We start from the raw sequence: 25,808 nt of genomic DNA, 5'->3' as shown, positions 1-25,808 counted from the left end.
GCCTAACCTAAACTATGTTAATAATTTTCACTTAGCTTATATTGTAGATGTATTTTAAGCAAGCTACTTAATTTTTTCAATGTACTCAATACTTACTTCTATCCTTAATTATACAATACACAAGCTTTATTTACTTTTCATTTGGTTCCATAGCCACTAATCGCCATCCCGCTTATTTTAAAATATTATATATTTATAATCTATAACTTCTTTATATGACTTTTTTATAATCAGCTCTATTTTCTATATCTCTATATATTTCAACATTTAGTTCAATTAATAATTTTATCACTATACCAAATACATTTTTTTCATCAGATAATATTTCAGATATAGAGTTTTCATCATAGTTTTGTATTTCTGAAATTATCTTATTCATTTTATCTATTATATTTTCTTGAAAATTCGATATCAAAATAACTAAACTCTTTATTTCCTTAGACTGTATACAAGCTGATTCTATGATAATATTTCTATTTAAATCATCTAATGTATCTATAATATTTAAACTAATTTCTATAATTTCAGAACCAAAATCATCATTTTTATTACTTTTTAACATATTTAATACTGTATCTAACTTTTTTATTTTCATTAAAGATTTTCCTAGGTTATTTTTTAAATACTTTTCGTATTTATAACCTTGTATATATAACTTCTTTAAATATTCTATTTGTCTAATATCTTTTTCTATTGTTCTTTCCTTTTCTATATCTTTACTGTTCTCATCTTGAATTTCTCTTGTTTGTTTTATTGTTATATATAATCCAACAGCTGTTATAAAACCTCCTATTAATGCCCCTCCAATAGTTGCATAGTATATTAGCCAATTATCAATACTGATTGGTTTGTCCAATTCATGTACTTTAACCATAGACCCTATAATAAATGGAATAGAAATTAAAAGTGTAATTAATCCAATAATAATTATTATTTCTTTTTTATCTAATATTTTTTTCATTAGCAATCACCTCATAACAATTATAAGGTAAAGTTTTACATAATACAAAAAGAACCTAAAATATAGTCTAGGTTCTTTTCTCCAAGTTACTTATTCTTTACTGGTATCTAAAATAAAATTTATATTAATTAAAAATTTGATATTCTTATCTCTGATCTTGAGTTAATTCCCAATAATACCATGCTATTAAATTTAAATTTTCCAAAATTGTGGTAATTCTATTTTTTAAATTTTCTAAATCAATTAATATAGTATCAAACGTTTTTTCATAAAATCTAGTATCCCCTTTCACACTTTCTGGATATCTAGAAAAATCCATGCTCTTTCTTTCTTTATCATTCAATATCTCTCTTAATTCCTTTAGATATTCTTCAATATTTTTATAATCTCTTTTAAATATACATGTTTCATATCTATCTTTTTCAAGAATTTTAACTTTAGAATCTACATAATAAAATATACTAATAATATCATGATTTAGCTTAGGAGTCTCCGAATGACTTAAAAGCTTATTAACGGAGCTCATTATAGACTTTAAATATAATTCTATGGATTGATTTATTGAAAATATAATTGGGAAAATAATTATATCAGCTTTTTTATCATAATTATCTTCTAAGCATTTATCTATTAAAAGAATTGCAGCGCCACCATATCCTTCAGCCATATTTATTCTATTCTTTTCCTCAACTATAAGCTTACTAAATCTCCAATTCATACGTGCATTTTTTTTAAAATCTGGATTACATGAAAAAATATTTTTATATTCATTTCTCATATTAACAACCTCCTCTACCTTTTATTCTAATATGTTCTATAGAAAGGTTTATTATCCTTTTTTTGAAGAAAAAAGAATCTAGCTTTTACACTAGATTCTTTAGTAAACTTACTCTAATAGCACATTGTAATCCCTGCTATTAGTCTTTATTAATGGTGTCGATGGTTGGAATTGAACCAACTTTCTCTAGTCTTTTTTACGACGCGTCCCTAGTGATCTACCGTTGCTCTACATCGACATATTAGTAGGAACTTAATCCTACCTTAATTATGGGTATTGAGAATTTATGAGAGGTCATGCAGAAATTATCATCCTGTCCATATTTATATACTATCATAAATAACTGGTACTATGTTGGTAGTAATGTGGTAGAAATACGGTAGTAAAAAATTAAAGCCAGTAACCAATGTTACTATCTTTTTATTTACGCTACTTTTCCAAATGGGTTCTTACCACAACCAAATGGATCTCTTCCACATCCGTATGGATTTTTAATAAGTCCGAATGGTTGTTTCCAGTATCCATATGAATCTCTTCCGCAACCAAATGGCTCCTTACCCATACCATATGGATTTTTACCTTTTAATACAATAATCATACTTATCGCCCCTTTCTCTATAACATATTATTTATTCTATGAATATATTAAAATACCCTTTTAAATATTAAAATTCTCTTGTCTGTATGGATTATAAAATATTGTATCACCAATCTTATTAATAGCCTTTTCCCTCAAATCTTTTCTACAGTATTCCTGACTATATTTAAGTACAAATGCTATCTGATTCCAACTCAAAGATCTTTTATTTATATACCTTAACTCAACTAATTTTCTTTCCTCATCCTTTAAACATTGAACTGCACTATCTATCCTACGCTTTAATGTTACTTTATTATTTAAATCTATCTTATTAGCTTTTAATAATCTTTCTTTTTCTAATATTTCATTTTCTACACTACTATTAAACTTATTAGTTGACTGTGTTCTTTCTTCATATGATATGGATCCACAACCTTTATAAGTTTCTTCTATATCTTTAATTTCTAATTTTAATAATTCTATTCTAGAAGCTAAATTATTATAATCATATAATATTGCTTCTGTTTTCCTAAATATATTCTTATCTATCATAAATTCCTCCTATATAAAATAAACTGGCTAGGCGTACTGTACTATATATTGAATGTGATGGGGGTACATCACATCCTTTCATATTTTAAATTCTTACCTAGCCAGAATATAACTTAATTAAAACTTCACTTTATCTGCCAATTGCGAAATAAAAAATACCGCATATTCATTAAGAATACTACGGTATTTTTACTATTTATTATCATATCCATATTTAATACTTTTGATTTCTACTTTTTTTGAATCAATGTAATCTAAACCTTCTTCGCTAAAAAAAACATAATTATATCCTTGAATAGGTTTATTAACATCAGTTTCAAGTACATTTGCATTGCTAACACTACTAGGATACATAATTCCATCTAATTTCTTATTTTTACAGTATTCTGCAAAGATTTGAGTAGGTAAATATTCTAATTCTTTTTCACTTTCTTTAATCACCTTACAAGAATTTACATTAAAATAAAATAAAAATTGGCAAATAAACTCTATATACATCTTGCTTTCGTCACCTACATAACCCACTACACTCATATCTTTATCTAATTTAACAACCTCTAAATGTTTCTTTGTTTTAAATTTACCTATACTTACATAATCGCCTATATTGGGTCTTACTTCTGCTATAGCAGTTTCTTTCGAACCTGCTGTATATAAATAATTAATACCCCTTGGATTAATCCTTCCAACTGAAAGAATATTACTAGGTGGAATTCCTATTTCTTCGTTTTTATAAGGTTCTTCATCTCTTCCGTTATCATTATGAATTCTACACCTATATAATTCAACTCCTGGCTTTATGAGTTCCTTACACTGATTAATTATTTCATCAAATATATCTAAAAATTTTTGAGGAATAAAGAATCTATTTTTATTTCTTATAACATCTAAAAATTCCTCAAATTCTTCGTATGGTTTCTTTATATGCTCCATAATTATCCTCCTAAGATTCATTTTATAAGAACATTATAAATTATTCATATGTAACTTATCAATAACTTACCGTATTATTAAATTTTCAAATATCATAGTTTATTATCTATTTCATAATATTTTCATATAAATAAATAGATTTTTATTGTTTTTTATTTCTGTTTTAATTTTATACTCATTTACGAGTAAATCTATTAAGATTGTAATTTTCTAAAGAACTCTTCTAAGTTATATTTAAATCTAACCTTCTTTTTAATACCTTCCAACTCTATTCCATTATCGATGCACCATTTAACTGGTATACTCTTTCTCTCTACCTTTTCTATAAATGCTTGTACATTTTCTACCTTAACTGCATAGACCTTCTGTAACGGTCTAAAATTAAACATAAAATATGGTTCTATACTTTTATACTTACTAGCCTTTAACATTTCTTCTAATTGAGTTTTTCTTATTCCACTTAAAGGAATACTCACACCGTTATAGCTCTTAAGTTCTAATAGAAAAACTTTATTTTCTGTAACTACTTGAAAATCACAAATATTATGTGCTTGAAATCTTACATTTTCATTTTTAGTTCCTTTAAAGTTTGCTGTACCATCTTTAAATCTATATATAAAATACTTTTCTGGAACTGACTTCTTAAAATCTTCCTCGAATCTCTTGCCCTCATTTTTCAAACATATGCACCTTCTATCATTTGATTGTCATATGAGAATACAATAGTAAAATTGTACCCTCATATGTCTTTAATCCTTTGTTATTATGCTATTATCTTAATATTACTTATACCTTCTAATTCTTCTAATAAATATTCTTTTATATTATTAATAGCTTCATTTCTCCATGCTCCTCCATCAGCTTCATATATTGCTGCTCTTGGACCATCTTGCATTCTGAATATAAATTTACTCATTGGTTGTTCTACTTCTGGGAATGTTCTATAAGGTGCCAAGCTTACTGGATTAGGTACTATAGCTTGTCCTACACTCGCTACACCTGTTTTAACTGTAACCTGTTGGCTTACTCCATCATCCCCTATACTCTTTACATTTTCATCTTGTACAAGTCCTGTATATTGTAGTAATGCTTTTTTATCTCCTACATCTACAAAACTACTTTGAAGCATTATGTTAAATCTTTCTGTATCTATAAATTGATCATAACGAACATTATTAGGTAATATAGCTTCTGCTTTAATGTATAACTCTCTTTCCCTATCTTCATTTAAAGGACTATACAATCTTACTTCCTCTTCTGATTTTACTTGTATAAGTAATTCACCTTTTAACTCATCTACATTCCCTTTTATATAATCAACTAATCCTGTAAGTGTTGATACTGTAAGTGAACTTGCTACTGGTTCTGTAACTCTACTTAAACCTACTCTTGAATATGTTCCTTGTGCTAATTGAATTATTGGATCATCCTTTTCTCCTAAGTTTACTAAATACTCTATTGCTTCTTTGTTTATCATTTTATTTTCCACCTTTCAATTTATATAAATTTTATTATTTAACTAATTTAATACCTTCTAAGTTAACTGATTTTTCTTCTCCTGTTGTAAGAACTTCTCCTGTATTTTCATCTACCCTCATTACGCTTTGTCCTGGAACCTGTTTCTTATATTCACTTGCTAATATTCCACCTTTACCATCTGTTCCAATAACAATCTTTGTTGCAATTGGTTTATTAGGTGCTAGTTTAGTTTTAGCAACTACACTTACCTCTGCTAATTCTCTATCTTCTCCACTTACAAATGTCATTTCTAAATTAAGTTTTCTCTTTAATTTGAAATCTGTGTTAGGATCTGCTATATTTTCTAATACCTCTTTTAATGCTCCATTCATTTTTTCAGCTAATGCTCCATCAGCAAACTTCTCTAAATTAATCATGTTTTCCATTTTAATAATCCTCCTTATTTTTAAAACCTTCTTTTGCATATTTCCAAACCATTCTAGAATCTGTATGAACTTCTTTTAGAAATCTGTACATATCCTCTAGCCTGTCCTTTTCTTCACTTTTCTCTCCACGTTTTAAGAGCTTTCTATATTCTTCTCTTATTACACTCCATCTTTCAGAAAGAATGTGACTATCTTTCATTAACTGATAAGCTCCTAAAATATCATTCTCTTTTAAATTTCTATATCTATTCACTACACTGTTGTATAAAATAACATCTTGCTTATATTGTTCTTTGTAATTCATACTCACCCCCTAAAACTAATTTTCCACCCATGCACGCTCTTATAATATCTATCCCCTTATATTTACCCTCTATTGGTAATAAAGTCTTTATAAGGCGTTCTGTTTCTTTTAAACTTATATCTAATTTCTCTTTTATTTGTTCTACTGTATAATTTATCTCTTGTCCAAAAAGTAACCTTAAATTATCTTGAAATTCTTTCTTTAACTTTTGGTCCAGCTTATGCCCTTTACTTCCATGTGGACCATAAGCACCTCTATGATGGTCATAGCATAAAGAAACTAAATTATATTTGCAGTTAATCAATGCAGGAGTTTGTCCTCTAAATATTATGTGGTGTACTTCTACTAAGTAATTTGATCCACATTCTTTACATATCTTCACTAAGTCACCTCTATTCTTTTATTTAGTTGCCAATCTATTCTAGGTATATATTGAGCTATTATAGTTTTATCTACATTGCTCTTAGTATTTATTGCTATAGTACTATCATCTTCTTTTATATCTGCCTTAATAAAGAACCTATATCCATTCTCTCCTATTAACTTATATATCTTTTGACAGGATGGAGTTGGAAAGAAAAGAGGTTCAAGTTTAGGTATTTCTTTCCCTTCTTCATCATTCTTTTCCTTATTATCATTCTTTATATATTCTTTATCATTCTTGTTTGTGTCTTTCAGTGTCATTTCAGTGTCATCTCTGTGGTCTTTCACTGTCACTTCACTGTCATTTTTGCGGCTTTTCACTGTCACTTCTGAACTTTTGCTATCTTGATAAAAGGTATAGTTTTCAATGCTTACAACTGTCTTTTTACTGTCACTTTTTACAGTTATCATGCCGTCTTTTTCAAGTTGCTCTAAAAACTTTTTTACCTTCGTTCTACTCCATCCCCAAGATTCACCTAGTTGTCTTAATGAAGTTATTCTTGAACCTCTTTTTACTTCTACTAAATCCCCATTAAATAATATTTTTTTATCTTGATGATTAACCATTAACAAGAGATCTATAAAAGCTTGTCCTCTACTGAATGGTGTATCTTCCCATAACCAATTGTTCTCTATGTCTCTATAAACTTTTACCCATCCTGCCATTTAATCACCTCACTTAAAAAGGTCCATCTTCACGATACTTTTCCCTTGCATAATCTTCATATTCTTCATCTAATTCTTTTTGATACTTATATTCTTCATTCTCTGAATTTAATCTATCATTTTCCTCTTGTAATTCTGAGTAACTCTTTTCTCCGCATTGTTCTAAAAGGCTATCCATAGTTTCATCTAATTGTTCATAAGAAAGCGTTAGTTTAATTTTAGTATCTCCATCCTCGATATAAAGTTCATAATGTCCGCCTGCTTCTACACCATAAATAACACTATTATCTTTTTCTCTTATATCAATTTTAAAGTTATACATTTCTACTTCCCTTCTTTCTTTTGACAATCCATACATAGTGATTTACCGAATTTTTGATATGAAAATTTAGCTACGTTGTATTGTATTTCTTTAGCACATGCATTGCATCTATATGTTTCACTATTATTTTTACCAACTTTTCCTCTTGTATCCCTACTATCTGGATCATCATTATCTGTTGGAGCTTGTAAGCTTTTAAGTATGAAATATCTTTCTGAATAAGTTAACCCACTACCAAATGCTTTTGATATATCATCTTGTTGTCCAAATATATCAAAACTACATTCTTCTCTTTCTTCTGGATTATCTGCATTTATCCATGTGTATTTAACCTTTCCACTTACTACAAAGTCTGTTTTCCCTTCTCCTTTAGAACTTGTATAATCATAGGTTGTCCAAACCATATCATCAGTTTCAACCTTAAGAATTACTCCTAATTCATCTAATTTAGGTTTTATCTTTCCTAGAACTTGACTACCACTAACATATTGATAACCATATCCCTTAGTATCCTTAACAAAATTATCTATCTCTTTTCTAACTTCAATAAGCTTTTGCCATAAATTCATATTAAAATCCTCCTATAATTCTCTTATCGTTTCTCCAGTTAATTTGTCATAAATTTCTCCATTGTCTATATCACAATTTAATGGTAAAATACTCTTAAAAGTAATTTCATCATGTTCATTCCCAAGACTTTGGACGGTTTGGGGATGAACTTTTTTATTGAAAATTTCTTTAGCTTTAACGAACGCTTCTTCTTTTTCATAGCCATTAAAATATAATTCTGTTGCTATGACACAATACTCTATTCTTACATCTTGAACTCTTTCTTTAAGTTCATTCATTGTTCCTATAAAACTTATTCCTGCTGCTCTCATTATCCAACAGCTCCTTCTAATTCATTAATTACATATTCCAATGCTTGTACATCATCTTCTGAACTTTCTACACTTTCAAAATTTTTAATATTGTAATGTAAATCTCTTAATTGAATTAAAACTTCTTCTTTATTCATCTTTCATTCCTCCTAAATTAAATTTGATACTAAAATCATACTTATTAAGCTAAATACACTTAATAATCCATACATTAATCTTCTCTTGCTACTATTAGCATAATTAAATTCATAAATTCCTAATGCTGTACTAAAAGTTAATCCTGCCATAACTAAAACACTTAATATTAATCTTCCATGATAATTTAACATTCTTAATCACCCTTCTTTAACTTAGTTATTTTTATCTCCATAAACTTGTGTCACTTAAAATATCTTCTCTAGATACTTTCATAATTTTAGAAACTTCAATTAATACATTAGTTATGATTACCCTCATATCCTCATACTTTTTCTTATACATATCTATTTCATTTTCTAATCTCCTTTTTTCTAATGGAGAAAATCTCTCCAATTCAATTCCTTCTAATTTAGCTATGTATGCTGGTGCAAACATAGTTCCTGGTACTCCCTTACAAGGGGTTAATATTCCATCAGCAACATATCTCCTTATTGTAAGTTCTGTCTTTTGCCACCTCTCTGCTAAATCTCTAACAGTTAATAATTTATCGTCCATATGCTTGTCCTCCTTAATTTAAAAACTTATTTATGAAATATTGTTGTCCTTTTCCTGTTACCTTTGGTGTCCTACTAGTTGTTACATGTCCATCTGAATGACTTATTGTTGTTTCTTTAACTTCAAAAAGTCCTAAATCCATTGATTTTTGCGTAGGCATATTATAATCGGTTCCTTTTCTCTTGATTAGATACCCATTAATTCTTAACCATTCAAATAATCTCCTTCCTCCAATATCTATTCCATTTTGTTTTATTAGTTTTGCTAAATCTCCAACTAATATTGATGTATGACTTGTACTAACTGCATCAGCAAAAAGAACTTTAGGTTTTTGTTCTTTTAATAGCCTTTTCTGTTCCGTATTTTCTAGCTTTAAATTTTCAACTTGCTTGTTTGCAATCTCTAAAGCTCTTTTCATAATCATTTCTGGACTATTCCATGCTTTTTCAACTTGCAGGAAATATTGTCTAGCTTGTTTACCTTTTTCACTGCGCTGAATCATTGCAATTTCTTTTGCCATATCTAACTTAATTGCATGCTCTGTTATTTCTTTATATCCCCCATTTGCAATTGGACTTTTTTGTCCAACTGTAACAAAATCCGTATTTTCAACAAATCCATACTCTTTCATTCTTTCAAACCACTTCTTATATGGAGTTTTTATTTTTAAAAATTCATGTAGTTCTCTACCACTAATTATTACTTCATAATTATCATCTTGTTGTAATTCTATAAGTTGCTTATTTTCAAAAATCATTAAATTATTCATTGCTTGTCCTCCTTAACTTGCTCTTGTTAGTTCGCCTTTCTGAACTTTTATGGTAAAAAAATATTTTGCTATATCATTCTTATTAATTTCTAATAATTCACAAGAATTGTTTATCTCTTCTTGTGTAAACTCTAAATGATTATTAAGTCTCTGACTCAAACTTACTCGTCCTACTCCAAGAGCTTTAGCAAACTTATCTTGGGTTCCAAATTTTTCTCTTATTATTCCTCTTAGCTTACTGTAATCAAATATCATCTCTCCACCTCCGTTCGTGTTTCTGAACTTATAATAACTCTTATTTTTTTCTTTGTCAATAACTTTTTTTCGTGTTTCTGAACTTATTTTTATTTATTTTCGTATTTTTGTTGCGTTTTCTGAACATTATTGATATATTATATTTAAGAGGTGATTCAAATGGCTACTATAGCAGACAGAATTAAAGAAGCATTAGAAATACGTAATATGAAACAAGCAGATTTAGTTGAAAAAACTAAGATAGGAAAATCTTCTATCAGCACTTACATTTCAGGTGCTTATGAGCCAAAACAAAAAAATATATATAAAATTGCAAAAGCATTAGATGTTAATGAAGCTTGGTTAATGGGTCTAGCTGTACCTATGGAGAAAACTAGTGAGTTAATAACTAAAACAAATATTACTTTATCTGAAGAAGAACAACAACATATAGAAGATTTAAGAAAATTAAATGATATAGGTAAAAAGAAAGTTATTACTTATACAAAAGATTTAATGGATAATCCTAAATTTATAAATAACTCTGCATATAAATCAAGTGAAAATGAAACCTGTGCTTCACTTGCAGAGGAAAATGATACACCTTATTTAATTGCTTGTCATGATGATAATTTATCTAATGAAGAAAAGAATATTATGAATGAGAAAATTAATGAGTTTTTAAACAAAAAAAATTAATTGATTGGATTGAGATGCCTATGACTAAATATGAAAATCTATTAAATGAAGCACATAAACAGGGAGCTCAAGTTATTGAAATAGATCTAGGAACTGATACTCCCTGTGGAAAATGTATAAATAATATAATTATATTAAATAGTAGAATGAATATAAAAAATAAATATTGTATATTGGCTGAGGAATTAGGCCATTATAGATTGAACTATGGAGATATAACCAATCAATGTAAAATAGAAAATAAAAAACAAGAAATTATAGCAAGAAGATATGGCTATGATAAAAATATTGGCTTGATTGGATTAATAGAAGCTTTTGAACATGGTTGTTCTGGAAAATTTGAGATAGCTGAATACTTAGGAATTACAGAAGAATACTTAGAAGAAGCTATTAATTATTATAAATGTAAATATGGAGATATGTATGAAATAGATAATTATTTAATTTATTTTATTCCTAATTTATTTATAGGTAAATCGTTCTAAAAATATCAGTTGTATAATCAACTGTTTATTTTATAAATTAATAAGAACATATATTCGATAAGGAGTGATTTTATGGATTACAATATTACTTACAGAGAAAAAAATAATGGAATACAAGTTATAATATCCTATAAAGATGAATTAGGTAAATGGAAACAAAAATCTAAACAAGGATTTCCTAATACTAGAGAAGGAAAAAAGAAAGCTAAATTTGCTGCTGATGAATTACTTCAACAAATAAAAAATAACCTAGAACATAAATTAAATCTAGATTACTATGATATTACATTTAAAGAATTTGCTGATATGTATATTGAACATATAAAAATTTATAGATCTTTAAAAACAGTAATTGCTTATGGAGCTACCATAAAAGCATTTAAAGAACTTTATGATTTAAAATTAAAAGATATCAATACATTTAATATACAAAAATGTGTAGATAAATTCACACAAAAAGGTTTAAGAGAAACAACTATAAAAGACTATCTTACTAAACTTTCAACTATATTTAATACTGCTATAAATAATTATAATATAATTTCAAAATCACCAGTTAAAAATTTAAATATAAAGGAATCTAAAAAGAAATTTGAAAAGAAAGCTCTTACAGATAAAGAATTCAATGATTTAGTAAGTACTTTCGAAAACTCTAGATATAGTAATTACGTACCTGTAATAATTATAGCTGGCACTTGTGGTTTAAGAATAGGTGAGATAATGGGATTAACTTGGAATGATGTAGATTTTGAAACAGCTACATTAACTGTAAATAAACAATGGAAGGTAATTAGTCTAAATCCTAAAGAATATGGATTTGATGAACTAAAGTCTAAAAACTCCTATAGATGCGTTCCAATACCACTAAAGACAATTGTATATTTAAAAAAATTAAAAAGAACTCAACCTATAAATTTAATGAATAGAATAATAAAAAGTCAAAGTAATGATGCTGTTATAAGTTTCTTAAATAGAAAACTTAAAGAACTTGGATTCAATATATCAATTCATGAATTAAGACATACTTACGCAACCAAATTAATTGCAAACGGCATAGACTTTAAAACTGCTGCTAATTTACTTGGACATACTGTTGAGCAAACTATGAAAACATATAGCCATGTTACCAATGACATGTTAGACAGAGCTTCAAATGTTATAAATAATATTTTTTGACGAATTTTTGCCGTTTACAATTTAAGTGGCTTATTTACTTGGGTTTATCTCATTAATCTATTTATTTCTTCCATAAAGGTATTAATATCTTTGAATTGTCTGTAAACAGAAGCGAACCTTACATATGAAACCTCATCAATCTCTTTAAGTCTCTCCATAACCATTTCCCCTATGTAGTTTGATTGAACTTCTGTCATCATCTTATTTGATATTGTCTTTTCAATATCTTCTGCAATTTCTTCTATTTGTTTTCTAGAAATAGGTCTCTTTTGACATGCTATAATTAATCCATTCACAATTTTTTCTTTATTGAAATTTTCTCTAGTTAAATCTTTTTTAATAACTAAAATTGGAATATCTTCTACCTTTTCATATGTTGTATATCTTTTATTACAATTTGAACATTCTCTTCTTCTTCTAATTGTAGTATTATCATCTGTTGATCTTGAGTCAACTACCTTACTTTCTTGAAAAGAACAAAAAGGGCATTTCATAGATAGCTCCCACCTTTCTGTACGTTTAATTACTTACTCTATATCGTTATTATACATATTTTTTCCTTTCCTGACTAGATATTATCTGTAATTATTATCATCTCTTGAAACAATATTTAAATTATCAGCTGATACTAGTATAACATCAATACCTATTTTCTCTATATTCTCCCAAGGAATCTCTATCTCCTCTCCTTTTCCAAACCAACCTTTATTCTCTCCCGGTATAATTAATGATTGTACTTTATCTTCTTCACAGTCTAATTTTATATCTACTATATATCCAAGCTTTCTTCCTGTGTTTACATCTATTATCTCCATATTTCTCATTGCATTAATTGAATGTAAATTTTCTTCCATTTAAACTCCCCCTTTACATTTTACATTTATATTCAAAAGTATAGTTATTTATTATTTATCTAAAGAAAAAGAACTCTTAAAGAGTTCTTTTTCTAAATATACTTCCTCATATGTTTTAGTGCTGTTTTCTCTAGTCTTGAAACTTGTGCCTGAGATATACCTATCTCATCTGCAACTTCCATCTGCGTTCTTCCTCTAAAAAATCTAAGATTTAATATTAATTTTTCCCTATCTGTTAATCTCTTCATAGCTTCATTTATTGAGATATTTTCTAACCAATTTTCATCAGTATTTTTAGAATCACTAATTTGATCCATAACATATATAGCATCTCCGCCATCATGATATATTGGTTCAAATAAAGATACAGGATCTTGTATAGCGTCTAATGCAAATACAACATCTTCTCTAGGTATCTCTAATTCTTTTGCTATTTGTGAGATATTTGGTTCCTTATTATTGTCTTTAACCAATTTATCTCTTACTAGTAATGCTTTATATGCTATATCTCTCAATGACCTACTAACTCTTATTGAATTATTATCTCTTAAATATCTTCTTATTTCTCCAATTATCATTGGAACTGCATAAGTTGAAAACTTAACATTTTGAGAAAGATCAAAATTATCAATAGCCTTCATAAGTCCTATGCATCCAACTTGAAATAAATCATCAACATTTTCTCCTCTATTATTAAATCTTTGAATTACACTTAACACTAATCTTAAATTTCCTTTTATAAATGTCTCTCTTGCACTATTATCTCCTGATTGCATCTTTAATAAAAGTTCTCTTTTTTCTTTTTCTTTAATTATAGGAAGTTTCGCAGTATTTACTCCACATATCTCAACTTTATTAATGATCAATATCATCAACTCCTTTTGGAAGTAATATCATCACAATAAAAAGTATCTCCGCAAGATAATAGTTTTATACTACAGACAACCTAAACCATTTTACTAATTTCTTTTTTTAATCTATTTATTATCTTTTTTTCTAATCTTGAAATATAGGATTGAGATATGCCTAAAAGGTCTGCAACCTCTTTCTGAGTCTTTTCATTTGTCCCATTTAGACCAAATCTTAGTTTTACAATTTCTTTTTCTCTTTCATTTAAATTTTTTAGTGCAATAAATAATAATTGCTTATCTACTTCATCTTCAATTAAATTATAAATTATATCATTTTCTGTACCTAAAATATCTGATAAAAGAAGTTCATTTCCATCCCAATCAATATTTAAAGGTTCATAAAATGATATTTCCGCTTTAATTTTATTATTTCTTCTTAAATGCATAAGTATTTCGTTTTCAATGCATCTAGATGCATATGTTGCAAGCTTTATCTTTTTTTCTGGATTAAATGTATTTACAGCTTTAATAAGTCCAATAGTACCAACTGAAATTAGATCTTCTACATACACTCCTGTATTTTCAAATTTTCTAGCTATATAAACAACAAGTCTCAAATTCCTTTCTATTAAAGTGCTCCTAACCTCTTCATCTCCATCATTTAATTTATTTACAAGAGCCTCTTCTTCCTCTTTAGAAAGGGGTGGTGGAAGAGCGTCACTTCCTCCTACATAATGCAGCTTCTTTCTAAACAATCCTAGTTTTTCTAATATTCTATTTAATAACATCTGAATTTTTATCATAATACCCTCCTTATATTACCCCTCTCGATAATAATGCATTAAACTCATTATCCCTACTTAAAGTATCTTTGCATGGACACAATATTGCATCTATTTCTCTAAAGGTCTCTCCACTTTTTTTAAGTTTTATATTGTTTACTTTAAATCCCTTTAAGCTTCCATTGTATCCAATAGCACTATAGGGAATATAGAATACACCTTCATTTTTTATATCTAATGTATTTAGATAACCTTCTTCAACTAATATACAAGGTAAATTAGTAATTGGCTCTCTTAGTTCATTTCCGGAGTCTAAGAATCCCTTTACCATAATAACTTTGTCTTTAAGTGTTATCTCAATATCATAGAAGAAATCTCTTATTATATTTTTTTCTCTTATATAACTTGTAATTCTCTCTAGAGCTATAAAAAGAATAGCTACACAGATAATTAAATACTTCACCTTAAAATCATTTATCATAATACCATTCTTTATTGAATATTCATTAGTTATAACAGCTATTTTAAAACAAATCCCACTCAAAACACATGCCGATGCTATAAATGTTGCCCCACATTTTAAAGCATTTCCTATTTTTTTATTTGTTAATGGAATATAAGCTAAGCTTAATGAAACAATAACTTGAAAAAAGTTATTAGATAGCCAATTTAACTCATTAAAAACCATTGTTAAGGTGTACAAAGCTCCTAAGGCTGCTGCAAATATACATTTTTTAAATGAATACGCTTCTCTAAGTACTCTATAGGATATTGTTAGCAAAAATAAATTGACCAAAAAATTTTCAATTAATAATATATCTACATATATATCCACTTGATCAACCTCCTAATAAAATTATATAACTATATCTTTCAAAATTTTGTCATATTAATTGTTAAGAACAGTAGTTTTTAACTGATTTTTTTTACATATAATTACACTAAAACTTCTTTTAATTTTTTTATTACTTTTTGTTGATATTTACATATATAATTCATCTATTTTTTTATAATTTTTGCAAAAAAATAGAGACTTATATTTCTTATATAAGTCTCTTATAGTTATTTTTAGTTATTTTACTTTTATATAGTAATTTAAAAACCTATTATATTATAGGATTATTCAAAGATATATTACATTTGTTATTAAGCTCTAAGTTTCTTCTTTAATTAATATAAATTAGGTAAATTTTATAATTCTACATTAATTAAATTTAGGTCTATCATAAACAAAGTCATTATTTCCTGTATATAAATTTTTCATTTGCTCCATTTGCGCCCCTATACTTTCAGCATACCATGGAGTTGTTGCATATTGATGCCATATTAAATCTGTGTTAGGTATAAATCTCATTTTATATAATGTGTTTTGGTTATACTTTGAACTTTTTACATAATTACTTGATACAAAGCTAGCGGCTCCCTCAATAGCTTTGTCAACTGTTGTCCATCCATGATTATATGCGTATGTTGTTCCAAGAATTAGTGCTCTATTTGGGAATACTTTCGAATTATCATATGCTCCTATACCAAATAAATTATATACAGTTACAGGTTTTGCAAGTTTAATCATTTCATATCCAATTAATTCACCATTGCTATTATACTTTCCTTTATCAGGATTAGCTATTTCTGTAATGGTAACACCTTCAGCTAACTTACTTTTTCCATAGCCTGTCTCATGTATTGATTGAGCAGCAAAATATATTGGATCAATATCAAATTTCTTTGCTGCATTAACAAACCCTTGTGCATGTCCCTTTAAAACACCAGCATCTTTACTATTAAAGTAATTGTTTAATCCACTTACACTAATATTTCTAAACTCATCTATTCTTAAGAATTGTGATTGATTACTTGCTTTATTTGGATTTATATATTTTTCATAATAATTATAATCATAGGCTGGAACTCTTGATTGCTGTAATTTTATATATGAATCCATAGACATATGGTAATTAGTTGTCATAGTTGTTCCATTCTCAGGTTTATTACTATTACTATTATTGTTATTATTATCTTCAGCTTCTGATTGAGATATTTCTTTTATAAATTCCTTTGCTGAATATCCAACTATACTACCACTTTTTATTTTATAGAAACTATTTTCTTCTCCTAAAATCTCAATAACATCACTATTTCTTAGATTTCCTAATATTTTAGAATTTGTATTTGCTTTTTCTCTGATTCTAAGTTCGCTACTTACTTGTACTTTTCCAAATTTTTTTGTTACTTCTGGTTTCTCAGGCTTCTCTGGCTTCTCAGGTTTGTTATTTGAGTTTCCTCCATTTGGATAGAATTTTACATAGTCTTGACTTATATAACCACTTAAACTTCCCTTTTTAATCTTATACCATGTTCCTTCTTTTCCTAAAACATCAAAAGTATCTCCATTTAATAAATATCCGGAAACTTCGTGATTTGTTCCTGGACCTTTTCTTACTCTTAAGTTACTTGTGATATTTATAACCTTACCTGTTCCTTCAACCTTATCTGAAGGTTTATTATTATTATTATTGTTGTTATTGCTGTTATTATTATTTCCGCTTTCACCTGTTATTTTTACATAGTCTTCATGTACATAACCATAGCCATTTCCGTATTTTATCTTGTACCATACTCCTGACTTTGATGCTATTTCAAGCTTGCTTCCATTTTTTAAGTAACCAAGGGTTTCTGAACTTGTTGATGCGCTTTTTCTTACTCTTAAACTAGAAGTTATGTTTATTACAGTTCCCTGCTTCATTGTTTCTACTGGTTTATTATTATTATTGTTGTTATTACTATTATTATTGTTTCCGCTTTCACCTGTTATTTTTACATAGTCTTCATGTACATAACCATAGCCATTTCCGTATTTTATTTTATACCATACTCCTGACTTTGATGCTATTTCAAGCTTGCTTCCATTTTTTAAGTAACCAAGAGTTTCTGAGTTTGTTGATGCGCTTTTTCTTACTCTTAAACTAGAAGTTATGTTTATTACAGTTCCCTGCTTCATTGTTTCTACTGGTTTATTATTATTGTTGTTGTTACTATTATTATTGTTTCCGCTTTCACCTGTTATTTTTACATAGTCTTCATGTACATAACCATAGCCATTTCCGTATTTTATCTTGTACCATACTCCTGACTTTGATGCTATTTCAAGCTTGCTTCCATTTTTTAAGTACCCAAGGGTTTCTGAATTTGTTGATGCGCCTTTTCTTACTCTTAAACTAGAAGTTATGTTTATTACAGTTCCTTGTTTCATTATTTCTGTGGGTTTATTATTGCTATTATTGCTAGTGTTATTACTACTACTACCTTGATTTATTACTTTTACATAATCACCGTGTACGTAACCAACTTTTCCACTAACTTTAACCTTGTACCATGAACCCGCTTTTCCTAATATATCAAACTTTTCTCCATTTTTTAAATATCCTATAACTTGTCCACCAGTTGAAGCTGAACCTCTAAGCCTTAAAGTAGATGTAATATTAATTACTTCTCCTTTTAAACTAGTACTTATTTCATTATTATTGCTATCTATCTCTTTTACATAATCTTTATGAATAAAACCTATCTTATTTTCATTTTTTATCTTATACCATGAGCCTTCTTTTCCTAGTATCTCAAAAGTTTGTCCATCTCTAAGATATCCTATAACGCTACTACTAGTACTTGGATCTTTTCTTATTCTTAGATTAGTTTCAACGTTTACCACTTTTCCTTTGCTTGAAGCTCTTTCAAGGCCGAAAGTACTAATATTATTTTTATGAGTGTCTGCAAATGCTTTGGTATTATTAAATATAAATGAACCTGTGGTTGCTGCTACAACCAACATCATAGTTGTAATTTGTTTCCTTTTCATACTATTCTCCCCATTTATAACATTATTTTTCTTAATTGCTAATATTCTTTTTAATTTTACCATATCTTTTTATCTAATCAAAGATTTTAACCCCTTATTTTTTCTATTTTTTCATTTATTATTAACTTTTTTGTAACTTTATTGTATAAAAAAGGCCTTGGAAACTAATTTCCAAGGTCTTAAAAATTTCTTATTATTAATTTGATCTTCTTGGTCTTCTTAAGAATGTAGGTATAGATAAATCTTCTTCTGTATAAGTTATAGTTGAACTTACAGTTTCTTCGGAAGTTGTAGCTGCAACTTCTTCCTTAGCCTCTTCAACCTTTTCTTCAACTTGTTGTTTTATTTGTGATTTAACTTCTACCTTAGCAGTTTCTTTTGGTAAAGCTCCTATTCCATCTTCTTCAAAGCCAGTTGCAATAACAGTTATTCTTATTTCGTCTTGTAATGTTTCATCTATAACTGCCCCGAAAATTATATTAGCATCAGCGTCTGCTGCTTCTCTTACAACATCTGCTGCTTCGTATACTTCAAGTGCTCCAAGGTCTGCTCCACCTGTAAAGTTTAAGATAACACCTGTTGCTCCTTCAATTGAAGTTTCAAGTAATGGTGATGCAATTGCTTCTTTAACAGCATCAGCTGCTCTATTATCACCATTTCCGTGTCCAACTCCCATATGTGCTAAACCTTTATTTAACATAACTGCTTTTATATCCGCAAAGTCAGCATTAACTACTCCTGGAATAGTTATAAGGTCAGAAATTGCTTGTACACCTTGTCTTAAAACATCATCAGCTAATCTGAATGAATCTAATAAAGTTGTCTTTTTATCAGCCATAAATAATAATCTTTCATTAGGTATTATTACTAATGTATCAACTTTTTCTTTTAATTTAGCTATACCCATTTCAGCATGTCTCATTCTTCTCTTTCCTTCAAATGGGAAAGGTTTTGTTACAACACCTACTGTAAGTATTTCTAATGATTTAGCTACTTCAGCAACTACTGGTGCAGCACCTGTTCCTGTTCCGCCGCCCATACCAGCTGTTATAAATACCATGTTTGCGCCTTTAATAGCTGCTGTTATTTCTTCTCTACTTTCTTCTGCTGCTTTTTGTCCTATTTCAGGATTAGCTCCTGCTCCTAGTCCTTTAGTAAGCTTTTCTCCGATTTGAATTTTTTGATTGGCATGTGATAACATAAGTGCTTGTTTATCTGTATTAATAGCTATAAACTCTACATTTTTTAATCCTTCAACTATCATTCTGTTTACAGCGTTACTTCCTCCGCCTCCACAGCCTATTACCTTTATATTAGTTAATTCTTGCATATCCACTTCAAAATCTAACAAAACAATTCCTCCTTTAGAAAATATCCTCTAGTAAACTTCTTAATTTTCCCCTAATGCCTTTATTATTCTTTTTTTTCTTAACGTGATCTTCTTTTTCTACTATATCACATTCTTCGTTTCTATTTATATCACTTATTTTTTCAAATCTTAAAGTCTTATCTTTAACATCTTTTGTAAAATCTTCACATATTAATTCTACCCTATCATGCACCTCTTTAACAATAGCTAATGAGGTAATATTTGAAAAATTTTGCATACCAAAATCATTTTTTGTAAATATACGAACTCTATCATTCATGATTTCTTTAGATAGTTTATTTATATTTTCAAAGTTTGTTAAAGAATCACTACATAAAATTATACTACATAGATTATCAAAATGACCAGTGTTTTTTAATTCATTATTTACATAATTAAGAATTTCTTCAATTCTTGCCTCACAAACTTTATAAAAAAGTTCCTTATGGATGCCTTTTCCATCCAAAGTAAGTTCCTTTTCATCTTTTTCACTATAAAGTGTTTCATAATTACTACTGTATTTACACTTCATTTTTTCTGCTTCTTCATTAGAAAGCCCACCACAAATTGATAAATCACTTGTTATATTATTGCCTCCTAAAGGAATAGAAAATAATTCTTTAGCTACGCCATCTTTAAATATAGCTACTTCTGTAAGTGCTGCGCCACTCTCTACCATAACTCTTTCTCCAAGTTGATCTCTAAAGAAAAAGATTTTTTTAAGTGACATTATGTTAACTATAAATCCTTTAATATTGTATCTAGTGCCAATACATAAATCCATGTATTTTTTTATTACATCTTTTTTACAAGTAACAACAGTAGCATTTATTAAAAGCTTGTCTCCTTCTAAGGTTTCAGCTAAATTTAAACTAAGCTTATCATCCACTTTATAACAATTTATAAAAGCATCACATATCTCTTCATCATCATTTACAAAAGTATTTTCTCTAATATATTTTAATGCATCATTAAGAATCTTCGGAGATACTATTCCATTAATATCATCTTCAAAATTACTTTCTTGGATTTTCACATCTGTAGATGGTAATCCTATGTAAATATCTTTAATTTCTCTATCTATCTCTTTTTCTAAATTATCTAAAGCTTCAAGAAATGCTTCTTTGCATTTTTCCATATCAGCTATTTTCCCTTTTTCAACACCCTTTGAATAAACACAAGAACTTCCTAATATATCAACCTCTTTCCCAATTGATGACAATCCACATGAAGCTGAAATTTTTTGTGTCCCTATATCTATTGCTGTAACTAAAAATTCTTGCATTTTCCCTATCTTCCCTCCTGTCATTCCTACTTACATTTATATATTCAACATATATTTATAAATTCCTTTTTATTTTTTTCTTTTAATAATATATTAATATTTTTGTTATTTTTCTTTAATATTTTCTAATAAAATAAATGATCACTAATTAAATTTCTTAATTAATGATCATTTATATTCATTTTAAAGCATCATCATCCTTTTCAATATTTCTTTATCAACAGAATATATCATTGCCGTCTCTTTAGTTATACTTCCATTCCTAGCAAGTTCAACTAAAGACATATCCATGCTCTTCATTCCATATTTGCTTCCTGTTTGTATTGCAGACTCTATTTGATAAGTCTTTCCTTCTCTAATTTGATTTTGTATTCCTGGCGTAATTATCATTGTTTCAAGTGCTGCAATTCTTCCTTTTCCATCTACAGTGGGAACTAATTGCTGAGACACTATTCCTTGTAGCACCGCTGCAAGTTGTATTCTTATTTGCTGTTGTTGATGTGGTGGAAAAACATCGATTATTCTGTCTATTGTTTTTGCTGCACCAATAGTATGTAGCGTTGAGAATACTAAATGTCCAGTTTCTGCTGCAGTAATAGCAATTGAAATAGTCTCTAGATCTCTCATTTCTCCTACAAGTATAACATCTGGATCTTCTCTTAAAATTGCTTTTAATGCGCTCTTATAACTTTTGCTATCTTTACCAATTTCTCTTTGATTTATAATACACTTTTTATGTTTATGAAGATATTCTATTGGATCTTCTAAAGTAATTATATGGGCACTTCTTGTAGCATTTATTTCATTAATCATGGCAGCAAGAGTTGTGCTCTTACCACTTCCCGTTGGACCTGTTACAAGAACTAATCCTCTTTGCTTTTTAACTAACTCTTTTAATACACTTGGATGATTTAGTTCATCTAAAGTCGGAATTTTTAATCGTATAGCTCTTAATGCTATTGCGTCACTATTTCTTTGCTTAAATACATTTACTCTAAATCTTCCTATTCCTGATAATGAATATGATGTATCAGCTTCTCCGTCTTCATTATATATATCAAATCTGTTTCCTAGTATTTCCTTGGCGAATTTCTCCATACAATCTTGAGTTAGATTTTCATCTCCAAGTGGCATTAATTTTCCATTCAACCTTGCTGTTGGTGGTATCCCAACTGTTAAATGTAAATCTGATGCATTTAACTCTGTTGTTTTACCTAATAATTCTCTTAAAGTATACATTTCTTTCCTCCGACCTATTGATTTCCCCCATCTTCTATATTTCTATAAAAATAGCTAAACTCCTCTATTTTTATAGAGGAATTTAGAACAAATCTATATACCTTTTCCATATAGAACTTTTTGGAGTTTTTTCAAGGCTTTTTTCTCTATTCTAGAGACGTATGATCTTGATATATTTAATTTTGCAGCAATTTCTCTTTGAGTTTTGCTTTTTCCATCTTGAAGACCATATCTCATAATAATTATATCATGTTCTCTCTCTGTAAGTATCTCTTCCATCTTTTTATACAAAGCCTTTACCTGAAGATTGTTTTCAACTTTTTCAAGCACTGAATCCTTATCACTACTAAGTACATCAATTAAACAAATTTCATTTCCTTCTTTATCAACACCTATTGGGTCTTGCAGATAAACTTCTCCTTTTTGCTTTTTATTATTTCTAAATAACATTAGTATTTCATTTTCTATACATCTTGATGCATATGTTGCAAGCCTTGTACCTTTATCAACATCAAAAGAATCTATAGCTTTAATAAGCCCAACTGTCCCAATAGAAATTAATTCATCAACATCTTTATTTGGAAAAGAATATTTTTTAACTATATGCGCTACCAACCTTAGATTCCTTTCAATTAATACACTCTTCGCTCCCTTATCCCCCTCTTTCAGTTTTCTTAAATACTTTTCCTCTTCTTTTTCATCAAGAGGTGTAGGGAAAGTGTTATTGTTAGAGATGTATCCAGTTAAAAATACGGTGTTACAGAGCAAATCAATAAAATTCGATATTACTAACACTTTCATCCTCCTTATAGTGCTTACTAATATCATATGATTTTTATAAGGAAAACTTGCTTTATCTTATAAAAAATATAATTTTCTTTATAGTAAAAGACTACATTTAAAATATGTAGCCTTATTCTTATTTTTTATTTAATTGTAATACTATATCTTTAAATATAGGTGCTGCTGTGTTACCCCCACCTATATTTTCATCTTCTTTTTCTATTAAATCTGGAACAAAAACAATCATTGTGTATTGTTTGTTATTTATTGTAAAGTATCCTGCAAACCATCCATGTGTAGTATTATTACTACTTGAAGATGACCCTGTCTTTCCACCCATATCATTACCTTGAACAAATGCACTTTTACCTGTTCCAGTAGTAACTACTTCTTTCATTCCATTTTTCACAATTTTGCTTGTTGTCTCTGTAAATATTCTTTCTTTTTGAGTTTCATATTGTTTTACTACCTTATCGTTATCATCTAAGATACTCTCTAGAATATACGGCTTTACATAAACTCCATTATTCGTAAAGGTATTAATAGCTCCAAGCATCTGTATAGGAGATACATTCATTGATTGTCCGATTGGAATAAGTGCCATAATATTATTATTTTTAGGATCATCATTTTTAGGTTTTACTCCAGAAGTTTCGTTTCTTCCTTCTCCCTGTATTCCTATAACCCTTTTAAACAATCCTAATTTTTCACTATACTCCATTAATTTATCATATCCAACTTTACGTCCTATAGCTCCAAATACATCATTACAAGATTTTATTAACCCTTGATTTATTGTAAGTGTTCCATGAACTTTGCCATTACACATCTTACCATTACAAGCTACTGTATTATAAGGAGTTACAAGTCCTTCCTCTAAAGCTGCTCCGTATGTTATAAGCTTATAAATAGACCCTGGTTCATAACCCATTCCTTCTATTCCTAAGTTTATATTAGCTTCACTTTCATTTTTCTGAACTAAAGCTTTAATTTTTCCCGTATCACTTTCCATAATACTTACGCCTACATTTTTATATTTTTGATACTCTTCTTTTGATAATACGTCTCTAATCTTACTATCAAATTCTTTATCTATTGTAAGTTTTATATTTCTATTATTATCATTTATAACAAGTTCATCATCTGTATAAACATTTTTTTCATCAAGATAAAAATTCTTTTTAGGAATTTCATTATTCTTTATATTATTATATATTTCTTCCTCTATAGATCCCTGTACTATATTTTTATCAGTTATATTTGAGAACATACCATTTACAGACCAAGCTTCTTTTCTATCCACTTTATCACTAATAAAGGTATATACGCCTTTTAAATTATCTAATTTATTTATTTTATTATAAGTTTCTTCTGAAATAGTGTAATATAATTTTCCTTGACTTTTCATTACATCAGTATAATTAAAATCACTATTTTCCCCCTTCATAATAAAGTTTAAAGCCATTAAATCCTCTAAAGTTTCCCCATAATTATTTAAACTAAAAGGCTTTGAATCTATAACTAATACATATTTCTTTTCATACTCTACTAAATCTTTACCACTTGTATCTAATAGCATATATTTACTATCACTTATGCTTTCAGTCTGATGATTCTTATAATTCGCTTCTACTCTTTCTGTAGGATGAACATTTAAAAAATATAATCTAACTGCTAACCCAGCAAATATAACCATTAGAAGAGCTAATAAAGAATTACCTCTCTTTACATCCATTCTCTTCATAAAAGGAAAACACCTCCCTTAGCTAATTCTTGACTAAGAAAAGGTGTTTTATACAAGTTATTTTAATGTATCTTTAATTTTTGAAACTAATATATCTATAGCTACTTTATTGTGTCCGCCTTCTGGAACAATTATATCTGCATATCTTTTTGTTGGTTCAGTGAATTGCATATGCATAGGTCTAACTACTGAAAGGTATTGCTCTACTACAGAATCAACATCTCTTCCTCTTTCATTTATATCCCTAAGCATTCTTCTTAATATTCTTATATCAGCATCTGTATCTACATATACCTTTATATCTAAAAGATCTCTTATTCTTTCATCTTCAAGTACAAGAATACCTTCAACGATTATTATATCTCTAGGCTCTACATTTATTTTTTCTTCTGATCTATTATGTATAGTAAAATCATATATAGGCTTTTTAATTGGTTCGCCATTGATTAAACAATGTAAATGTTCTATTAATAAATCATTATCAAATGCCTTTGGATGATCATAGTTTGTTTTTGTTCTTTCTTCCATTGTTAAATGGCTTTGATCCTTATAATATGCATCTTGTTGTATCATAGCTATACACTCTTCACTAAAGCTATTATATATTTCGTCTGCTATGGTACTTTTACCTGAACCTGTTCCTCCAGTTATTCCAATAAGTATAGGTTTTTTCATTAGTTTGCCT

At 28.2% G+C, this 25,808-nt stretch carries 34 protein-coding genes and 1 tRNA gene; 3 read left to right on the top strand and 32 right to left on the bottom strand.

The features are described from left to right. Positions 1-211: 211 nt before the first annotated feature. The 20 genes from ACQPUW_RS05375 to ACQPUW_RS05280 form a co-directional block, all read right to left on the bottom strand. Entirely contained in the window at positions 212-961 is a 750-nt protein-coding gene (locus ACQPUW_RS05375; RefSeq protein ID WP_430836456.1) for a hypothetical protein, read from the bottom strand. Positions 962-1,106: 145 nt separating this feature from the next. Then, a complete protein-coding gene (locus ACQPUW_RS05370; RefSeq protein WP_430836455.1) occupies positions 1,107-1,739 on the bottom strand; it encodes a hypothetical protein in 633 nt (210 codons plus the stop codon). Between the two features lie 153 nt (positions 1,740-1,892). After that, a tRNA-OTHER gene (locus ACQPUW_RS05365) sits at positions 1,893-1,977 on the bottom strand. A gap of 186 nt (positions 1,978-2,163) precedes the next feature. Further along, a complete protein-coding gene (locus ACQPUW_RS05360) occupies positions 2,164-2,337 on the bottom strand; it encodes a hypothetical protein (protein ID WP_430836454.1) in 174 nt (57 codons plus the stop codon). A gap of 60 nt (positions 2,338-2,397) precedes the next feature. Continuing rightward, a complete protein-coding gene (locus ACQPUW_RS05355) occupies positions 2,398-2,871 on the bottom strand; it encodes a DUF722 domain-containing protein (RefSeq protein ID WP_430836453.1) in 474 nt (157 codons plus the stop codon). A 192-nt stretch (positions 2,872-3,063) separates the two neighbouring features. After that, the gene (locus tag ACQPUW_RS05350; RefSeq protein WP_430836452.1) at positions 3,064-3,804 is read right to left on the bottom strand and encodes an RES family NAD+ phosphorylase; all 741 of its coding nucleotides are present in this window, start codon (positions 3,802-3,804) and stop codon (positions 3,064-3,066) included. Between the two features lie 194 nt (positions 3,805-3,998). Next, positions 3,999-4,484: a Holliday junction resolvase RecU gene (locus ACQPUW_RS05345; RefSeq protein ID WP_430836451.1), complete on the bottom strand. Its 486-nt coding sequence runs from the start codon at positions 4,482-4,484 to the stop codon at positions 3,999-4,001. A gap of 83 nt (positions 4,485-4,567) precedes the next feature. Continuing rightward, complete coding sequence (locus ACQPUW_RS05340) at positions 4,568-5,281, bottom strand: hypothetical protein (RefSeq protein WP_430836450.1); 714 nt, start codon at positions 5,279-5,281, stop codon at positions 4,568-4,570. A gap of 34 nt (positions 5,282-5,315) precedes the next feature. Continuing rightward, positions 5,316-5,708, bottom strand: coding sequence for a replication terminator protein (locus ACQPUW_RS05335; RefSeq protein WP_430836449.1), 393 nt, complete (start codon positions 5,706-5,708; stop codon positions 5,316-5,318). Position 5,709: 1 nt separating this feature from the next. Further along, entirely contained in the window at positions 5,710-6,012 is a 303-nt protein-coding gene (locus ACQPUW_RS05330; protein ID WP_430836448.1) for a hypothetical protein, read from the bottom strand. Then, the gene (locus ACQPUW_RS05325) at positions 5,990-6,394 is read right to left on the bottom strand and encodes a hypothetical protein (RefSeq protein ID WP_430836447.1); all 405 of its coding nucleotides are present in this window, start codon (positions 6,392-6,394) and stop codon (positions 5,990-5,992) included. The genes ACQPUW_RS05330 and ACQPUW_RS05325 overlap by 23 nt, the downstream gene beginning before the upstream one ends. Then, positions 6,394-7,101 carry a hypothetical protein gene (locus ACQPUW_RS05320; protein WP_430836446.1) on the bottom strand — a complete coding sequence of 236 codons (708 nt, stop codon included), beginning with the start codon at positions 7,099-7,101 and terminating at the stop codon, positions 6,394-6,396. Before ACQPUW_RS05320 ends, ACQPUW_RS05325 begins: the two co-directional genes overlap by 1 nt. A 13-nt stretch (positions 7,102-7,114) precedes the next feature. After that, a complete protein-coding gene (locus tag ACQPUW_RS05315; RefSeq protein WP_430836445.1) occupies positions 7,115-7,423 on the bottom strand; it encodes a hypothetical protein in 309 nt (102 codons plus the stop codon). Positions 7,424-7,425: 2 nt separating this feature from the next. After that, entirely contained in the window at positions 7,426-7,992 is a 567-nt protein-coding gene (locus ACQPUW_RS05310; RefSeq protein ID WP_430836444.1) for an ERF family protein, read from the bottom strand. Positions 7,993-8,004: 12 nt separating this feature from the next. Next, complete coding sequence (locus ACQPUW_RS05305; protein ID WP_430836443.1) at positions 8,005-8,304, bottom strand: hypothetical protein; 300 nt, start codon at positions 8,302-8,304, stop codon at positions 8,005-8,007. Next, positions 8,304-8,441 (bottom strand): hypothetical protein, encoded by a 138-nt coding sequence (locus tag ACQPUW_RS05300; protein WP_430836442.1) that lies wholly within the window; start codon positions 8,439-8,441, stop codon positions 8,304-8,306. The genes ACQPUW_RS05305 and ACQPUW_RS05300 overlap by 1 nt, the downstream gene beginning before the upstream one ends. A gap of 12 nt (positions 8,442-8,453) precedes the next feature. Beyond that, positions 8,454-8,633 (bottom strand): hypothetical protein, encoded by a 180-nt coding sequence (locus tag ACQPUW_RS05295; protein ID WP_430836441.1) that lies wholly within the window; start codon positions 8,631-8,633, stop codon positions 8,454-8,456. Between the two features lie 31 nt (positions 8,634-8,664). Beyond that, the gene (locus tag ACQPUW_RS05290; RefSeq protein WP_430836440.1) at positions 8,665-8,997 is read right to left on the bottom strand and encodes a histidine kinase; all 333 of its coding nucleotides are present in this window, start codon (positions 8,995-8,997) and stop codon (positions 8,665-8,667) included. 13 nt (positions 8,998-9,010) lie between these two features. Further along, complete coding sequence (locus ACQPUW_RS05285) at positions 9,011-9,766, bottom strand: phage antirepressor KilAC domain-containing protein (RefSeq protein ID WP_430836439.1); 756 nt, start codon at positions 9,764-9,766, stop codon at positions 9,011-9,013. Positions 9,767-9,778: 12 nt separating this feature from the next. Next, positions 9,779-10,021, bottom strand: a complete 243-nt coding sequence (locus tag ACQPUW_RS05280) for a DUF739 family protein (RefSeq protein ID WP_430836438.1) — start codon at positions 10,019-10,021, stop codon at positions 9,779-9,781. Positions 10,022-10,180: 159 nt separating this feature from the next. Here ACQPUW_RS05280 and ACQPUW_RS05275 point away from each other — a divergent pair, with 159 nt between their 5' ends. The 3 genes from ACQPUW_RS05275 to ACQPUW_RS05265 all read left to right on the top strand — a co-directional run bounded on the left by ACQPUW_RS05275 (position 10,181) and on the right by ACQPUW_RS05265 (position 12,360). Beyond that, positions 10,181-10,699, top strand: coding sequence for a helix-turn-helix domain-containing protein (locus ACQPUW_RS05275; RefSeq protein ID WP_430836437.1), 519 nt, complete (start codon positions 10,181-10,183; stop codon positions 10,697-10,699). Between the two features lie 20 nt (positions 10,700-10,719). Beyond that, on the top strand, positions 10,720-11,184 hold the full coding sequence (locus tag ACQPUW_RS05270; protein ID WP_430836436.1) for an ImmA/IrrE family metallo-endopeptidase: 465 nt from the start codon (positions 10,720-10,722) through the stop codon (positions 11,182-11,184). Between the two features lie 72 nt (positions 11,185-11,256). Next, positions 11,257-12,360 carry a tyrosine-type recombinase/integrase gene (locus tag ACQPUW_RS05265; protein WP_430836435.1) on the top strand — a complete coding sequence of 368 codons (1,104 nt, stop codon included), beginning with the start codon at positions 11,257-11,259 and terminating at the stop codon, positions 12,358-12,360. Between the two features lie 44 nt (positions 12,361-12,404). Here the strand turns inward: ACQPUW_RS05265 and nrdR are convergent, their stop codons facing one another. The 12 genes from nrdR to udk all read right to left on the bottom strand — a co-directional run bounded on the left by nrdR (position 12,405) and on the right by udk (position 25,798). Continuing rightward, complete coding sequence (gene nrdR / locus ACQPUW_RS05260; RefSeq protein WP_204595678.1) at positions 12,405-12,854, bottom strand: transcriptional regulator NrdR; 450 nt, start codon at positions 12,852-12,854, stop codon at positions 12,405-12,407. Positions 12,855-12,935: 81 nt separating this feature from the next. After that, positions 12,936-13,214, bottom strand: coding sequence for a YlmC/YmxH family sporulation protein (locus ACQPUW_RS05255; protein ID WP_430836434.1), 279 nt, complete (start codon positions 13,212-13,214; stop codon positions 12,936-12,938). Positions 13,215-13,306: 92 nt separating this feature from the next. Next, positions 13,307-14,080 (bottom strand): RNA polymerase sporulation sigma factor SigG, encoded by a 774-nt coding sequence (sigG, locus tag ACQPUW_RS05250; protein ID WP_430834348.1) that lies wholly within the window; start codon positions 14,078-14,080, stop codon positions 13,307-13,309. A gap of 80 nt (positions 14,081-14,160) precedes the next feature. Then, positions 14,161-14,868: an RNA polymerase sporulation sigma factor SigE gene (sigE, locus tag ACQPUW_RS05245; RefSeq protein ID WP_430836433.1), complete on the bottom strand. Its 708-nt coding sequence runs from the start codon at positions 14,866-14,868 to the stop codon at positions 14,161-14,163. 10 nt (positions 14,869-14,878) lie between these two features. After that, positions 14,879-15,682 (bottom strand): sigma-E processing peptidase SpoIIGA, encoded by an 804-nt coding sequence (locus ACQPUW_RS05240; RefSeq protein WP_430836432.1) that lies wholly within the window; start codon positions 15,680-15,682, stop codon positions 14,879-14,881. Positions 15,683-16,051: 369 nt separating this feature from the next. Then, complete coding sequence (locus ACQPUW_RS05235; RefSeq protein WP_430836431.1) at positions 16,052-18,703, bottom strand: SH3 domain-containing protein; 2,652 nt, start codon at positions 18,701-18,703, stop codon at positions 16,052-16,054. A gap of 196 nt (positions 18,704-18,899) precedes the next feature. Then, positions 18,900-20,054: a cell division protein FtsZ gene (gene ftsZ / locus ACQPUW_RS05230; protein ID WP_430836430.1), complete on the bottom strand. Its 1,155-nt coding sequence runs from the start codon at positions 20,052-20,054 to the stop codon at positions 18,900-18,902. Positions 20,055-20,067: 13 nt separating this feature from the next. Continuing rightward, on the bottom strand, positions 20,068-21,357 hold the full coding sequence (locus tag ACQPUW_RS05225) for a cell division FtsA domain-containing protein (protein WP_430836429.1): 1,290 nt from the start codon (positions 21,355-21,357) through the stop codon (positions 20,068-20,070). A 183-nt stretch (positions 21,358-21,540) separates the two neighbouring features. After that, positions 21,541-22,596, bottom strand: a complete 1,056-nt coding sequence (locus ACQPUW_RS05220; RefSeq protein WP_430836428.1) for a type IV pilus twitching motility protein PilT — start codon at positions 22,594-22,596, stop codon at positions 21,541-21,543. Between the two features lie 93 nt (positions 22,597-22,689). After that, positions 22,690-23,391 (bottom strand): RNA polymerase sporulation sigma factor SigK, encoded by a 702-nt coding sequence (gene sigK / locus ACQPUW_RS05215; protein WP_204595669.1) that lies wholly within the window; start codon positions 23,389-23,391, stop codon positions 22,690-22,692. A 124-nt stretch (positions 23,392-23,515) separates the two neighbouring features. Beyond that, positions 23,516-25,123, bottom strand: coding sequence for a penicillin-binding transpeptidase domain-containing protein (locus ACQPUW_RS05210; protein ID WP_430836427.1), 1,608 nt, complete (start codon positions 25,121-25,123; stop codon positions 23,516-23,518). A gap of 57 nt (positions 25,124-25,180) precedes the next feature. Beyond that, positions 25,181-25,798 carry a uridine kinase gene (udk, locus tag ACQPUW_RS05205; RefSeq protein ID WP_430836425.1) on the bottom strand — a complete coding sequence of 206 codons (618 nt, stop codon included), beginning with the start codon at positions 25,796-25,798 and terminating at the stop codon, positions 25,181-25,183. Positions 25,799-25,808: the final 10 nt, after the last annotated feature.

This window comes from Clostridium sardiniense (genome assembly GCF_050584765.1).
Lineage (GTDB): Bacteria > Bacillota > Clostridia > Clostridiales > Clostridiaceae > Clostridium > Clostridium sardiniense_A.
This window is presented reverse-complemented; position numbering and strand designations above follow the sequence as displayed.